At 56.2% G+C, this 14,542-nt stretch carries 18 protein-coding genes; 2 read left to right on the top strand and 16 right to left on the bottom strand.

The window, feature by feature from the left end:
* Window positions 1-64: 64 nt before the first annotated feature.
* A complete protein-coding gene (locus CR159_RS20180) occupies window positions 65-457 on the bottom strand; it encodes a hypothetical protein (protein WP_143705489.1) in 393 nt (130 codons plus the stop codon).
* 246 nt (window positions 458-703) lie between these two features.
* On the opposite strand from CR159_RS20180, the gene CR159_RS20175 reads away from it, so the two are divergent.
* Entirely contained in the window at window positions 704-961 is a 258-nt protein-coding gene (locus CR159_RS20175) for a metal-sensing transcriptional repressor (protein ID WP_102075743.1), read from the top strand.
* Window positions 962-970: 9 nt separating this feature from the next.
* Entirely contained in the window at window positions 971-2,281 is a 1,311-nt protein-coding gene (locus tag CR159_RS20170; RefSeq protein ID WP_102075742.1) for an MFS transporter, read from the top strand.
* Here CR159_RS20170 and CR159_RS20165 read toward each other — a convergent pair.
* The 15 genes from CR159_RS20165 to CR159_RS20095 all read right to left on the bottom strand — a co-directional run bounded on the left by CR159_RS20165 (window position 2,244) and on the right by CR159_RS20095 (window position 14,539).
* Complete coding sequence (locus CR159_RS20165) at window positions 2,244-3,887, bottom strand: type IV secretion system DNA-binding domain-containing protein (RefSeq protein ID WP_102075741.1); 1,644 nt, start codon at window positions 3,885-3,887, stop codon at window positions 2,244-2,246. The two genes, CR159_RS20170 and CR159_RS20165, sit on opposite strands and share 38 nt — an antisense overlap.
* A gap of 12 nt (window positions 3,888-3,899) precedes the next feature.
* Window positions 3,900-4,334, bottom strand: coding sequence for a hypothetical protein (locus tag CR159_RS20160; RefSeq protein ID WP_102075740.1), 435 nt, complete (start codon window positions 4,332-4,334; stop codon window positions 3,900-3,902).
* An 11-nt stretch (window positions 4,335-4,345) separates the two neighbouring features.
* Window positions 4,346-5,053 carry a StbB family protein gene (gene stbB, locus CR159_RS20155; protein ID WP_102075739.1) on the bottom strand — a complete coding sequence of 236 codons (708 nt, stop codon included), beginning with the start codon at window positions 5,051-5,053 and terminating at the stop codon, window positions 4,346-4,348.
* Complete coding sequence (locus CR159_RS20150; protein WP_102075738.1) at window positions 5,050-5,487, bottom strand: hypothetical protein; 438 nt, start codon at window positions 5,485-5,487, stop codon at window positions 5,050-5,052. Before CR159_RS20150 ends, stbB begins: the two co-directional genes overlap by 4 nt.
* 34 nt (window positions 5,488-5,521) lie before the next feature.
* Window positions 5,522-5,980, bottom strand: coding sequence for a hypothetical protein (locus CR159_RS20145; protein ID WP_102075737.1), 459 nt, complete (start codon window positions 5,978-5,980; stop codon window positions 5,522-5,524).
* Window positions 5,981-6,429: 449 nt separating this feature from the next.
* Window positions 6,430-7,371, bottom strand: a complete 942-nt coding sequence (locus tag CR159_RS20140; protein WP_233208429.1) for a TrfA — start codon at window positions 7,369-7,371, stop codon at window positions 6,430-6,432.
* Window positions 7,372-7,818: 447 nt separating this feature from the next.
* On the bottom strand, window positions 7,819-8,826 hold the full coding sequence (virB11, locus tag CR159_RS20135) for a P-type DNA transfer ATPase VirB11 (RefSeq protein WP_102075735.1): 1,008 nt from the start codon (window positions 8,824-8,826) through the stop codon (window positions 7,819-7,821).
* Window positions 8,804-9,964 carry a type IV secretion system protein VirB10 gene (virB10, locus tag CR159_RS20130; protein WP_102075734.1) on the bottom strand — a complete coding sequence of 387 codons (1,161 nt, stop codon included), beginning with the start codon at window positions 9,962-9,964 and terminating at the stop codon, window positions 8,804-8,806. Before virB10 ends, virB11 begins: the two co-directional genes overlap by 23 nt.
* An 11-nt stretch (window positions 9,965-9,975) precedes the next feature.
* Window positions 9,976-10,848, bottom strand: a complete 873-nt coding sequence (locus CR159_RS20125; protein WP_102075733.1) for a TrbG/VirB9 family P-type conjugative transfer protein — start codon at window positions 10,846-10,848, stop codon at window positions 9,976-9,978.
* A 27-nt stretch (window positions 10,849-10,875) separates the two neighbouring features.
* Window positions 10,876-11,562, bottom strand: coding sequence for a VirB8 family type IV secretion system protein (locus CR159_RS20120; protein WP_102075732.1), 687 nt, complete (start codon window positions 11,560-11,562; stop codon window positions 10,876-10,878).
* 3 nt (window positions 11,563-11,565) lie between these two features.
* Window positions 11,566-11,703: a conjugal transfer protein gene (locus CR159_RS20115; protein WP_102075731.1), complete on the bottom strand. Its 138-nt coding sequence runs from the start codon at window positions 11,701-11,703 to the stop codon at window positions 11,566-11,568.
* A gap of 93 nt (window positions 11,704-11,796) precedes the next feature.
* Window positions 11,797-12,747: a TrbL/VirB6 family protein gene (locus CR159_RS20110; protein WP_102075730.1), complete on the bottom strand. Its 951-nt coding sequence runs from the start codon at window positions 12,745-12,747 to the stop codon at window positions 11,797-11,799.
* Between the two features lie 11 nt (window positions 12,748-12,758).
* Window positions 12,759-13,379, bottom strand: a complete 621-nt coding sequence (locus tag CR159_RS20105) for a TrbJ/VirB5 family protein (protein ID WP_233208428.1) — start codon at window positions 13,377-13,379, stop codon at window positions 12,759-12,761.
* A gap of 122 nt (window positions 13,380-13,501) precedes the next feature.
* A complete protein-coding gene (locus CR159_RS20100; RefSeq protein WP_102075728.1) occupies window positions 13,502-13,885 on the bottom strand; it encodes a hypothetical protein in 384 nt (127 codons plus the stop codon).
* A gap of 189 nt (window positions 13,886-14,074) precedes the next feature.
* Complete coding sequence (locus tag CR159_RS20095) at window positions 14,075-14,539, bottom strand: hypothetical protein (RefSeq protein WP_102075727.1); 465 nt, start codon at window positions 14,537-14,539, stop codon at window positions 14,075-14,077.
* Between the last annotated feature and the right edge of the window lie 3 nt (window positions 14,540-14,542).

Here is a 14,542-nt window from a genome sequence, read left to right as displayed (position 1 = left end):
GGGTCTAAACATGAGTACTCCGATAGTTTCGATGAAGTTGAAATGGTCTTGAATCGACCAGTTTTCAGGTAAGGAAACCGGCTTTCGGAGGACGCTCAAGAAGAAAGCTATGGTGAGGCAGCTTGGATAGCGACGGCACCAGATCCCATGTTTGGGGTATGGACGCTAACGCAACCGCTACTTCCGGAGGAAGATTTTGTATTTCGTGTGAGTGATCGACTGGATTATGGCCGTGCAGATGGCCGGCCTGTTTTTCTTCTTCTAGGCCAAAGTCGTGGCTATGCCCATGATCAGAAATCTCTACAGATAGCTCAGCATGACGCAGTTTTTCGGCAGAAGCCAGTGCAAGTGGATTATGCGACGCTGACTGTGCCATCGGCAGAGTCAGCAAGATGCTCAGAATCATTGCAATCGCAGTGATAAAGCGAAGTGTCGATCGGCCGAACCGGTTTTGCATCAAATCTATCGTACCTGCCTGATTTGCGAGCTTGGTTCGCGTTCATGGAACGGGAACCACCAATAAATACAACGTATCTAGCGGATCGAATTGTAGCAGGCGTTGCACGTCTGCCCATGACAGAATTCGGACATAGCATTTTCCGTTAGCCGGACGTCCTTCTCAGTAGCTGTCTATGTTGTCAATAACGTCCGGCAGACTTTCGACCTCTTGTCAGTATCCCCCTAGGGGGGATATCATCCCCTTATGAAAATGCCGCATAAGCACTCAACCCATCCCGATCTTATCAAGCGATTAAAACGTGCAGAGGGCCACCTTCGGCACGTTATTGGCATGATTGAAGACGAGCAACCCTGCCTCGATATCGCTCGCCAGCTTACAGCGGTGGAAAGCGCGGTGACGGCGGCGAAACGTGTTCTGATCCATGACCACATCGACCATTGCTTGGATCATGACACGGCTTCTGTCTTAGCCGAAATGAAAGCACTTACAAAACTTCTTTGAAGAGATTTCATGCTTGCGATCCTGAAAAACCGCATTTATCGCCATTTGTTTGCCGCACAGGTGATCGCACTGATTGGTACAGGACTGATGACAGTGGCGCTTGGCCTGCTTGCCTATGAGTTGGCAGGGGCGGATGCGGGGGCAGTTCTTGGCACCGCGCTTGCAATCAAGATGCTCGCCTATGTTGGAATCGCACCGATTGCGCAGGCTTTTGCCGATCGGTTGCCGAGGCGCTCGCTACTTGTTGCTCTCGATTTGGTTCGAGCAGTCGTGGCACTCAGCTTGCCCTTCGTGACCGAAATCTGGCAAATCTATTTGCTGATTTTCGTTTTGCAGGCGGCGTCGGCTGGGTTTACACCGACTTTCCAGGCGACCATCCCGGATATCCTTCCTGACGAAGAAGAATATACGAAAGCATTGTCTCTTTCACGGCTGGCTTATGATCTGGAAAATCTGATTTCCCCGATGCTAGCGGCGGCGCTGCTGACCATTATCAGCTTCCACAGCTTATTTGCCGGAACGGTTGTCGGCTTTCTTATCTCAGCCGCGTTGGTGGTCAGTGTCACGCTTCCTACAACCACACCCAGTCCACAACGAGGAATTTGGGATCGGACGACACGGGGTATCCGTATTTACCTAGCCACGCCACGTCTTCGCGGCCTGTTGGCGATCAGCCTCGCGGTTTCGGCAGCGGGTGCCATGGTGATTGTGAACACCGTGGTTATCGTGAAGGCTCGCTTTGGGCTTGGTGATACTGAGGTTGCATGGGCGTTAGCGGCCTTTGGCGGTGGATCTATGATTGCCGCACTGACTCTGCCTGGTCTGCTCAGCAAGGTTTCTGACAGACTGGTCATGGTGGCGGGGGCGGCTGTCTTGGTTCTCGGTACCGCCATTGGCGCACTGATTCCAACTTATGCAATATTGTTGCCGCTTTGGCTGGTGATAGGGTTTGGCTACAGCGTGGCACAGACGCCTTCTGGCCGACTTTTACGTCGTTCGGCCCATGCTGAGGATCGGCCAGCAGTTTTTGCCGCGCAGTTTGCACTCTCTCACGCTTGTTGGTTGATTTGTTATCCACTGGCAGGGCGCTTTGGCGCTTCTTTCGGGCTGCAATCAACATTCATCACCATGTCGCTGATCGGTTTAGCGGGAGTAGTATTGGCATTGCGGCTATGGCCAGCCAGTGATTCAACCGACATCGCGCACGAGCACCCCGATTTGGCGCCCGATCATCCCCACTTGCTGGAATACGCCGCGCAGGGCGAGCACCGCCATCTTCTTATCATGGATGACCTGCACCGGAGCTGGCCGAGCGAATAAGCACTTTTCCAGACTCCTGAAACGCCATGGTTGATGATCCAAACTGTCTGAAAGGCAAGCTCACCTTCGCAATCGGGAAATCTCCAGCCAAGGCCACATACCCGCCCAGCGCGGGCAGAGACTGTATCTGAGCCGCCGTCACTACGTCTTCGACCGTCCGATCCGTGTTATCCGACGTATTGCGATGGTCCACACTCCGACTGATGCTGTACTTGGGGCGCTCGACCTCATGCTTGCCCAGGCTTTCACTCATATCCTTCGCCGTCTGCGGGTCGGTGCGGGAACCGCCCAGTACGGCTAGGTTGCGAAAACTCGCTCGAATGGTAGTGGCCATGGTGCGCCCGTAGATGTGTTCCAGCTGTGACGTACTCTGCAAACCCGCCACGATGCGCAGGCCGTTTTTTCGGCCCTTGGTCAGGCCAGCTTCCAGTGACGGCAGGGCCTCCAGGCTAGCCAGCTCATCAATGAACAACCACCAGCGTCGGTGGGTGCCTTCAGGCATGGATAAGATGGACGTGATGAACACGTCAGCCCATGACGACACCAGTGGCTTCATGGAACTCATCATGTCTTCGCGCCAGTTGATATACAGGTTCCCACCGTCGGGCTTAGCCAGCCAGTCTCGGATGGAGAACCTTCCCGGCTTCATGCCGGTGTGCTCGGATAGCTTGTTCGACAGCACGAAGCGGGCGGAAGACAACGCTTTGCTGGCTTCGCTGGAACCAACAAACAGAGATTCGGCCAGGGTGCCTTCCAGGAATTGCTTCAAGACCTTGGGGTCTTCGATGGTGCATAGGCGAAACAGATCCATGACACTAGCCCCGTCGCCCTGTAACTGATGAAGTTTTTTGGCCGTCTCGCGTAACAGCAGGCGACCGAAGTCGTTCCATTCTTCAGCGTTCTTGTCCTGGCTCATAGGAACCATGGAATGGGCCAGCCGCTTCCAGTCGTAGTCGGCGCGAACTTCATTGAAGAACGCCCAACCCTGGCTGCGGGCATCATAGGGGTTCAGGATCACGTCTCCTGGTTGCCAAAATTTGCTGAGCAGATCGCCGTTGGGGTCGATGACGATGGTGCGGTCATTGCGATTTTGGGGCTGGCCTGGCACGCTGGCTTTAATGCTGTGCTGTGAGCGATTCAGCACAGAGGCGGCCATGTTTCGTAGCAGCACCGACTTCCCGGAACCCGTCGCGCCGCTGATCAGCAGATGCAGGTTTTCGTTAGCGGTCGGCATGGGAATGCCGCCCACGTCGATTTGCTGCTTACCCCCTTCTTCGCACAGGCGAGCCAGGCTTTTGGCTGAGGTGGTACGGGTGCCGCGGATGAAGCGGGTGTAGGCGGCACCTTCAAACCCTTCTGTCTTGGCCGTGCGGCCGACAAACAGAATCAGCACTAGCGCCAGCACCAGGCCGGTGCCCAGTGCGTAGTAGAGCAAAGGGTACTGCGGTGTCAGCAGTACGAAATGCCGAAAAATCCTGACGTTCCAGTCTCGCCAGTGCATGTGGCTGCCCCAGGTGGCAGCGGCCATCCAGGTGCCCATTGGAAAGATGGCCAAAGAGAACGCGGCAATGCGCCGCCGCGTAATGGGGGAGATCAGGGTGGACATGAGTGTCGATCCTCAAGAGATAAGAATCTGGCCCAAGGCCAGGCCTGCCAGTAAGCCCCCCAGAATGCCTGCTGCGCCGCCCACTGTCACGGCGATCAGCGCCATGCGCCGTGCGGACAGGTGGGCGATGCTGGCGTACTGGGCGGCATCTCGGGTAAGTGTGTCCAGACGATTGCTTGTGTCATTCAGCATGGTCTGAATGGCGTGTTGCGTGTGCTGGTTGATGGGTTTGGCTGCCGCTTCCATCGTGGCGGTCAGGTGGCGGCTGAGTTGATCAGGCAAGACTTGCTGCGCGTCGGCCATGCTCTGCATGTGCTTTTGCACGACATCCAGGCTTTGGGTTGCGTTTTCCAGCCTATCTACGAGGCCAGCTACTTCACCCAGTACCTCGTGGTACAGCAAATCCAGCTTGGTACGAGCGCCGCTGGGATTCGGGTGTGATTCCATGGTGGCCCAGCTCAGGAAAACAGTGCGGTGAAAGCCGCGTTCATTTGCCTGTCCACCGGCTTGGCCAGGGCGCGTAGGGCGTGCCGGTTGCTTAGATGTGAAATACGGATATGGTCTTCAGGGTCGGCCGCCCGAAGCAGTGCGCGGTAGTCAGTTTGGTCGGCCAACACGTCGGCAATTGTCGTGCGTTGGTCTGCCAGCAGTTCAAAGACTTCGTTTTCGTAGATGGCGGCATAGGGGCTAGCCTGCACTTCGCCTGTTTTGGCAGCATAGGCCAGGATGGAAGGGAACTCATCCTGTACGCTGCTATCGACACGATTGAAAAGGATCCGCACCCGTTCTGGATCAACGCCCAGTTCAGACAGGGCAGCCACGGTCTTGATGGTTTCCCGCTGAGCTTTGCCGGTGTTAATCACTGGCAGCACGAAGTAGCTCATTTCTTCGTGAGCGTCTTCGTAGCGCATCATGTGCGTCAAAAAATCCTCGATGTTGCTGGCACCCACATCGACAATCGCATCTTCGCGGGTGAGCAGCTCTCGAAACAGTCGCCCAAAATGTTCGCCGCGCAGCTGATCGACATTCAGACCGAGGTCGGCGCCAGTTTCATTGGTGGATTCCACTGCAAAAATCTGGGCACCGTTCATACGTGGTGCCAGAAGGTGAGAGGCTGCCACTGTTTTGCCAACGGAGCCGGTGTAGTTGAGAACGGCGACTTTCATGGTTCATTCCTTTTCGTGGGGTTGTTGTTGGTAGATTGGGTACGACTGGCCAAGCCTTCACGACGCAGGGCTTCCAGGTCTATCTGCATGTCGCGAATCTTGCGTAGATCGCCAGGCGTCTGGATGTTGCGAGGTCGGCCCTGAATGGCATCGAGTGCCGGAGGAGGTGGGGACGGCTTCACTGCGGAAGTCGAAGGGCAGGCTGCTGTTCGCTGGGCTTTGCGCCAGCGGTACAGCGTGATGGCGTAGGTGCTGCGTTGCACGGTTAGGCCCGCAGCGGCCAGATCGTCCAGTACGGCAGCGTGCGGGACGCCAGCAGCCAGCTCAGCTTCGATCATGGGAAATAGCGCGCGCAGTTGGGCTGAAAGGCTGATGCGTGGGTCAAGGGCAGAAAGCGCAGCCCGATAGCGTGACACGGGTTGGGGTGAGTTCATGGGTTTCCAAGAGTTGGGTTGAATACGGTGTCGCTTAGTGCGACAGCTCAGGAAAGATCTCGGTCTGCTTGTCAGCCAGCCAGGAGCAACCTGCAGCCAGCGCTTCGTCGTAGGCAGACTGTTCGTCGGCGAACTGGACCGACTTGCCGCGTGGGCAGAACTGTCCGCCGCCGATCTCCTGACCATCACTTAGCAGGCGCAGGGTGTAGCCGCCGGTATCGGAGTGGTGAGGGACGATTTCGAAGGAAAACCGTAGTCGGGCCTGTGTCACTTCGGTGTGAAATTTTCGGGCGACTTCGGCCAAGCGGGCAGCCCAGTGCGGGCCGATGCGATCCAGGGCCTCGGCGATGCTGTAGCCTCGCTCGTCCAGCCAGTCGCTGCGATCCAGTACCAGGGCGGCGGTCAGTGCTTCGCCCAGGCTCATGGTGCCAATGCCGTAGTGGGCGGCTTGTTGCGTGATGTGCAATATCCGGGTGTCTATGGTCGAGTGCATGAGGACTCCTTTGCCGTGCAGCTTGAAGGGCAGTGATGGGGATGAGGGTGAGATTTGCCCGAAGGGGCGGATGTGGCCAACTGCAGACCGATGCAGCCGCTGTGCGGCTGCTCAGCGTGCGAATTCAAAATGGCGTGGGTTATGTAGGCAGGATGTTGCACTCAGGTCGAGGAGAGACTGGACTTATCCACACGCTTTTCTGATAGAGATAAGGTAGAAGTAAGGTAGAAGGCGTTTCGATGGCTGGAAACGGCCTGTTTATGCAGGTTTCCAGAAATTATGCGCGATGCTATGACGAGAAAGCGCGATGTTATGACGATAAGCCGCGATCTTATGACGACGCAGGCGCGATGCTATGACGACGGTAAAAGGCACTTATCCACAACCTAGAAAAGGTTCTGAAAATCAGCTTTCTGGAACATCTGCGCGATGCTATTACGGTGGAGAATTTAACGACCCAACCGTATCCAGACCGCTTGTTGGTGGCCCCTGGTGGCGGTTTCTATACGTGGCTCTGCGATTACTTTCAAGGCTTCCAGTTCTGTCAGGCTACGCTCCAGACTTGTCCGAAAATCACGCATGCGACCGGTGTATTGAGCGCGTTGCTTCAGGATGTCTAGGCTGTACTTTTGCTTGATGTCGGCGGAGGTCCCAATCAGGCGTTGCAGGCTTTTGGAGAGATCATGTCGCATCAACAGGCGTTTGGTCCAGTCCACCAGGGCGTACTCCCGATTGCTAAAAATCTGTGCCCAGCGAGGATCAGCGTAGATCGTGTAGCTTCCGGAGGTTTCGTCATAATCGAAGCCGCCGATCATCGCCAGCACACGGGTCGATGGATGGTTGCCGTAGCTGTATTTGACTGAGCCATCCTTTCTGCGGGCCTCAATGCACAGGGTGAAACGGGCCAAGTCTTTCATGCCATCATGCAGCCATTCATAGGCGCTGCCGCCTGTGGGCCTACCCATGCCGCGCAGGAAATCTGCCCGGTTAATGATTGGCGCCTCACCCAACAGGGCTGTGGTCTGCAGGTACATGGCGTGCATCCAGATGTCAGCGTGATCTTCGCTCAATTGTTTGCCCGATCCTTTGAGCAGAATTTTGCTGCCTTCCAGAAACACGGTGTCGTCGTGTAGTGTGCGCCAGCCCCGACGAACCGGCGCAAAGATGGCGCTTCGGGCGATGTAGTTGGGGATGGCCCTGACCGTTTCATTGAGGCCGGGCAGTATGAGCGCGGTCGGGGTTACTGCTTGTTTTTCTGCGGCGGCGGCCACGGCCTCGGTGGCCTTTTGCTGAGCGCGCTGCATGGCAGCTGACAGACGCAGCAGGTTGTTGTCTCGGTGAAAGGGCAGTCGAGTTGATGAGGTCATGGATAAAGCTCCAGACGAGCCCATACAAGGCCTGCCCGGAGCGTGTGCAGTGCCTCACACGGATTCAGGGGTAGAGTCCGCACAGCGTCGGCCGCAACGGATAGTTTGAACTTCAGGTTCTATCGTTATGTAAACGATTATGATCAGATGCTGAACACGTAATTTTTGAGAAAGTAATGAAAGAAAAGTTGATTTATAGGGTGGCTCGCGGCAAAGATTCTGGATTGATTCTTCGCCCTCATAAGTATGAGGATGGTTCCTTTCGTGCTCACAAGACCAACTCTAGAAATGATCCAGAGGGCACGAGCGTCATGACGGAATTAGAGTTAATTGACTTGGTGCGAGAGGGATACCATGTACGTATGAGCAGCCCCGGACGACCGCCGTCCACGGTTCAGCCTGAGATCGTTGCTGATTAAGGTGTGTGGGCCGGTGGTTAGCCTTGTTGTGAATCAGTTCATTTTCCTGGTATTACACATGTGGCTCAAACCAAAGTTCTTTCAGGCGAAACCGCTCGAAATAGAGCACGATGTCTACGGTGTGGCGCAGAAACGTTTGAATGGTCGCCAGGTCGAGATTGCCGCCCGTAGGCGATTGTTTGATAAGCACTGCCAAGCGATTGAACGTATCAGCCGCCCCATTGGCATGTGTGGTGGTGACCGACCCCGGGTGGCCGGTATTCAATGCCGCCAGGTAATCCCAGGTTTCAGAGCCGCGTAGCTCGGCCAGAAATATCCTGTCTGGCGACAGGCGCATGCAGGCTGCGAGGCTCTCGGTTGCCGAGACACGGCCCCGCGTTCCGCCATACATCAGGTGAACACGGTTTCTGTGCCGGGGCAGGATAAGCTCATGAACATCCTCAATCGTGACTAGGCGTTCATCAATGGACACCCGGTCGATGAGTGATCTGGCAAAGGTGGTTTTGCCAGAACCTGTCGCCCCGGAAATGACCAGATTCTTGCGTGCCTGGATCGCTTCGTGAAGGAATCGAGGAATGTCACCGGCAGCTTTTAGGGCCATGAGTGTCTGGTCGGCCCTCGAGAGCCTGCCTGCCGCGCATTCGGCGGCGGTGTCGTGGGTGGCTTCAAAAGCGCCTTGCGCCTGCAGTTCCTCCAGGGATAAAGCCACTTGGGCGTGCTTTCGGATATTGATGGCCAGGGTGCCGTCGATGCAGGCTGGAGGCTGGACGATCTGGCCGCGCTCACCGTCGGGCAGGACGACTGACTGAACGGGACTGCGTGCCATGTGGTTGTAGGCGGCCAGGGCTGTAGCCAGGGCTTCCAGGTGTGGATAGGAAAGCTGGGCGCATTCGTGCAACTGCCAGGCTCCGCGCGTGCGTGCGTAGAGCTCCCTAGGCCGCACGATGGCGATTTCAGTCACGGTCGGGTCTTGCAGGTGGACGGCCAGCGGGCGCAGAAATGTGCGAACAGCGATGGCCCGATCAAAGGGTATAGGTTCAGGGGACGGGTTCGAGCTCATAGACTTTGCTGAAATCCAAATCGCGGGCGACCATGATGCCGATGCGTTCGCCCTGGTTTTTGTAAAGGGTGGGAGGTATATCCAGGGACTTTTCCAGAATCTTGGAGACGGCTTCCTGGCCTCCTTCGCTGGTGTTTTCAAAACGGATGTTGTTGCTGCCAGATTTCCCCTGATCGGATGCCCAGTTGCCAAAATCGCCGATCAGGGAAAGCAGGATGGCATTGCCAAAGCGGTCCCAGAAGTGGTTATCGATATGGCCGTCTAGTCCCGCCTCGCCCAGGGGGCCGGTGCCGGGTGAGCCCAGATTCACGATGACGCCGGTGGGCGTTTCCAGGCGGTTCCATGTGACGAAGGCGCGGGCCTGGCCCTGCTGGATGCCGCCGGACTGATAGCCCGTGAACTTGGTGCCGGCATCGATCAGTTTCACCTTGCCGTTGGCGCTCATGACGTCGTGCGTGGCCAAGCAGGTCAGAAGACCGGCCTGGGTGCTGACGAGTTTGGTCTGCAGGGTGCAGTCAATCATGGTGCCTTGTGTCAGCAGAAAGTTGCGGTCGCCCAGTTGCCCTGCAACCGAAGGGGAAAGCTCTAGTGGTCGTAGTTTGTCGGCTAATGGGCCTGCATCGCTATAAGGGCCGTCCTTGCCGCTAGCTTGGTCTGCCGTCGTGCTGCTCTGGTCGGTGCCGCCTGCTTGCAGTGGACTGCCCAGTCGTCGTTGGGCGACTTCATTGACGGGTGCTGGCGCGCTTGGCATCGGTGGCGGGACGTAAGAGCTTGGCGTAGCCTTTGGTTCCGTTACCGGTTGGGGCGCAGGTAGCGGTGCTGCGGGGCGCTGTACCTTTGGGGCTTTAAGACGATTGATGATCCCACTTTGATCGACTTCCATCCCGGTATCCGTCTTTTCCCGGGGTTCACGGCTCCAGGTTTTTACGAGCACGCCGATTGCGACAGCCAGTGCGACTAATATCGTGAGCCAGAGGAAGGCCCGAGCACCGCGAGGCGTGCTGTGCCCGGTCGTTTCTAAATCTGCCGTTTCCCGTTCCAGACCACTATGTGGTTGGTTTGATGGATGTTCGTGGGTGAGATCATCGTCTTGATGCCCGGCTGCTGCTGGAGCCGAGCGTTGTTCGGTTTCCGTCATGGGGTGTTCCTTCATTGCGTGACTTCGCGTATCCGTATGGTGGGTAGGGGTGCCACAGCGGCGGGTTGGTCGGCGGCAGCGCCTTTGATGCGGCGCTTCACCGCTGGCGATGTGGTTCCGGTATGTGCTGGTACGGCTGTCGCACCGTAGGCGTCGTTGTAGATGGCCAGTACTTGCTCGCCCAGGCGAAGATGCCATAACGCAGACGTGCGATGCAGCACCATGGTGCGTTCATCTGCCATGTGGTAATTCGTCATGATTTCCTGGCCGTCTGGTGTGACGCGATACACCGTCGGGATGTCGGCCTGCGGGGCGAACTGCAGCCAGGTCTGACGGCCATCATCCCAGGCATGTACCGGTGCGATATCTGCATCGCCGCTGCGGGTGTAGGACTGCCAGTTCAAGGCTGTGCCAGTGGCCTGTAGGGATCGTTCAATGGCCGCCTTCTGTGTGGCTTTGGTTCGCTGTCTGGCTTCAGCCTCTGGGTAACGGACCACAAGCTTGTAAAGGGCTGGTGATTTTTGACTGTCGCTGTACGAGAGCCTGAAGCTGTAGTCGCGACGGTTGGTGATCACGATCAGGTTGGTGTTGGCATCTTCTGCGGTTGGTTTGAAGAACAGATGATTGTTCTTGTGCGTAAACGCATAGGCCTGGCTATCGCCAAAGACGTGATAGACGTAATGCTCGCCGGGTTCCAGCACGATGTGCGTGGCTACGCCAATGACGGCATCGAGCTGGATGACATTGGCCGTGTTGTAGTTCACATAGCGCACTCGGTGGTCGAGCCGTGAGTTGCGCGGTGTTTCCAGCGCCAAAACGCTGGTAGGTACGGCCAGGCAGAGAAACAAAGCCAGCGCCTGCCGGCTGGGGAAATGTTCAAACATAAGGATTCCTTCTGAGCCTTGCCGGTGTCAGCGAGATAGGTCGGCAGCCAAGTCATAGCGCATGACCTGAAAGCCCAGCGGGTTTAGGCGGGCGACTTCCTCGGTGAGTGGGACGTCGGTGTATTGATAGGCCATGGTGGCAATCAGATGTCGGACCTTGGTGATATTGCCAGTGGTGACTTCCCGCTCCGTCTTGGTGAAGCGGACAATGGCGGCCTGATTGGCCCCTAGAGTGATTGAATGAACTTGCACATCCACGGTGCTGTGTGCACCAAGGCGTGTCGTGACGGCATCTGGGCCTTCGAATCGTTTGCCGTATTGGATCTGAGTGGGTGCGGAGGAAAGCAGGGCGCAGGTGTCGAATTGCTCCTGAATGGTTTGCCAGCTATAGCCTTCGCAGTTCAGCACATAGGTATTCAGAAAATACTTAGCGATACGCTGGCCATAATCTTCCATGGGCTGGCCAAGGCTGCTGACATGCTCGATGGTGCCGGTCGCGTTATCCACCCGCACCACATACATTTCGGGCGGCTGCTTGAGCGGGGTTAGACCGGCAACGGCGGCAACGGAAGCGAAAGCAATGAGGCCTGATGCAATGGCTACCTGCCAGGCGCGTTTCCGGCTGTTGACGAGTTCGCCAAGGTGATCGCGCTCCAGGCCGCGCGACTGCTCCAGGTAGGCGGCAACGTCTTCGGATTTGAGGGATGCGGACACGAGTCAGACTCCTTTGAAAAGAGGCGGCGTGGCATTGACTGGCACGCGGGGAGTGTCGGCGGGTTGCGGCGGCTGGGGCGCATGAAAGGCGCAGCCAGCCAGCAGCCCGGCCAGCGTCAGGGTGGCAAAGAGGTTTTTCATGGGTAGAGGATTCCTAACCCGCTCGACTGGCAGGTGGATGGAAAATATAAAGAGGTTTGACCGGCCTGAAATTGGTCGGTGCGAAGTTTTTGTTTACTTGGCGCGCAGGCGTAACATGCTACGCAGCCGCAAGATGGAGAAAGCGCCTTTGGCTGCGGTTCCGACACCCAATTGAGCACCAAAGCCGTTAGATAGACCGGCAGCCAGGCCTGGGATCATCACCATGATTACGAGGCTTGCTACACCGACTAGCAACTGTGCGCCGAAAAGCCCGAGGATGTCCTTCGCTCCACCGTTGATCTGATCGGTAATCATGCGGATGAGCTGAATGTTCATCTGTAGTATTAGTCCGAAGATCAGGCCAGCCAACAGAGCCAAAAATACGAAGTTCAGTGCTTGAGACACCCAACTGTTGAAGAGTGGTTTGCTGGGTTCAAATAAAGTGGCTGCGATGAAAATGGGGCCAGTGGCCACGACGAGTGCCATGCCGACTTTGCAGACGACGATAATCACCATGATGACGCTGCCAAGCACCGAAGCATTAATACGTATCAGCGTGGCCAGGATGCTGACCAGTACCTCCTTGGTAGACGGAAGTACGTTGTACCAAGCGTCTTGGCCTTTGCCCATCATGGCGCTGGATGCTTTGCCGGTTTCGTTTTGCAGTTTGTCCACCTCCAGGGCGACATTGCCGGTGCCGAGAGCCAACTGCGTGATGTCATCCGGTAGCTCGATCATGGCTTGGGCGATATCGCTTTGAAACAGGCCGCCCACACCAAAAATCATGGAAACAATGGCCACCAGAATCGCCTTGCGAAAGAACTCTGTCACGGTCATGTTGCTCTGTCCGTGCATGAGGGCGAATGCGTATACAACGAACTGCAGGGTGAGTCCCACCACAATCACGGGCATGAGTGCTTCAAACAGTGCCTGCATGGGCTCATTGATGGCGTTGCTCAGGACGCTTTCTGTCTGGCTCATGACCCATTGGGCAATTTCGCTGGGTGCCGAGGGTGGTGCTACGTGAGGATTGAGTTCGGCCATGATGCTGGGGCCTATTCTGTGGGATTGGCGTTATTGCCAGAAACCGAATTACTTCCAAACCAGCCGCCATATACCCGTTCCGCCCTGGCTTGCAGCAGATGGCGCTCAGATTCAAGTTGTTGGGAAGCCAGTTGAGTGCGTGTCTGCTCCGCAGCAATATTGGCGTGTTCAATCTGGATTCGGGCCTGCAGTTCGGCGATTTCCTTGGGGTTGGTGGTTTGATTGATTTTGTCTTGCAGGGCATCTACATTGGCTAGACGTCGGGTCATGGAGTCATAGGCACGTTCACTCATGGCCTTTGCTGTTGCCTCGATGTTCAGTGCGCGTTTTGAGAGCTGCTGACGATCCTCTTCGAAACTGACGGGTGCCATCACTTCGTCTGTTATCCGGGAGACGTCTCCGTTAAGGGCCGAGCTACCAGAGCGGTCCAGAAGGTCTTGGGCGCTAGTTGGCAGGGCGGCACGCAGTTGGTCGCGGATATCTGGGCTGCCCACAACGTTGCCGAAACCGCTCGACTGAGTGAAAGCGGTCAACTGGCTTTTTGCTGTTTGCAACTGTTCGGTGAGATTTTTCAGCTGGTCGCGAGCGGTTAATAACTGTTGCTGTAGTTGGGCGATAGTGGCTGCATCCACAGTAGGAATGCCGCTGGCGTGGACGGGGTTTAGGAATGCGACGGACAAGGCAATGCCCGCCGCCAGGGATTGGCAGCGTGTCATGGTAAATACTCCGAGGAATGCGCCTTCAGGCGCGTAGGTCAGGGGGTGTTGCTGTCTTGTTGGGCAATGGCCTGGTACTCAGCTTCAGTTGAGCGGTGAGCTTTCATCTGGCCCGAGATAATGAGATCAGAGCTTTCATCGTAGGCGATGCGTTTATCGCCTACAGCCAGAATATTGTCTGAATCATCCAGCTTTCCTGGTAGATTGTGGGTCTGGTAGCCACCACCGAAAGGATTCTTAGCAACAACGGTAAACAGAAAGCTGTCGCCGTTACGAGTAATGTGGATTACATCAGGATCATATTTACTATCCGACTTCCAGTACCCAAGAAATTTTTCACCACCTGGTTCTGTTTTGCATCCAGTCAGGAAGCTTAGCAGGGCAGTAGCACTGGCGGCTGTGATGAAATGTCGTCGATTCATTGGGTTTCCTATGGTTAACGGTTGTCTAAGCATTCTTGGCCGTGCTTGAAGGCTGCCTAGATGTTGGCCACGCTGCTAACGTGTTCGGTCTTTGTACGCCAGTAGGCCCGTTGGTCAGGTTTCAAAATGTTCCCCAACGCCATGCTCAAAGCATCAGTGCAAGCGCAGGCCGCTCAACTACGGAAGGCGTTACAGGCATAGGTCTGGGCCCTCCTGCTTTGCTTCCTGTAAGTTGAAAGCGTGATCAAAGCGTACGTTGATCAAATTGGCTATCCGCTGATAATCGGCGGGCTCAGGCCGGTGTCCGTTCACGTCATGGATGTGCAGGCTGTAATACTTTTGTACACCTTGCTCAAAATAAGCACGATCTTCGCGTGGATAAGTGGAGCGGAACCAAATGTCCGAACTCATCCGGGGATCGGCGCAAGATGATTCGGAGAGACCATATTCTCGGCCGTGGCGCACCAGATCATGGGCATCGGCTGTGACGTGGTCAATCTCGATCTCGTGGGTGCCGGCTTCGCTTGCATCACGTTCTTCATGCGTCCAGCATTCACAATGGACGGAAACCACAAAAATGTCCGCCGGGACCGGGACGCTGGTTTCAGTTTCAGGGCCGGAAAGGCCCATGCGGGCATAGAAATCTTGATTCACGGT

Origin of the sequence: Pollutimonas subterranea (assembly GCF_002849655.1) — a bacterium.
Taxonomy (GTDB): Bacteria; Pseudomonadota; Gammaproteobacteria; order Burkholderiales; family Burkholderiaceae_B; genus Pollutimonas; species Pollutimonas subterranea.
Note: the sequence above shows the minus strand (reverse complement) of the source record. Positions and strands in the feature narration are given on the sequence as shown.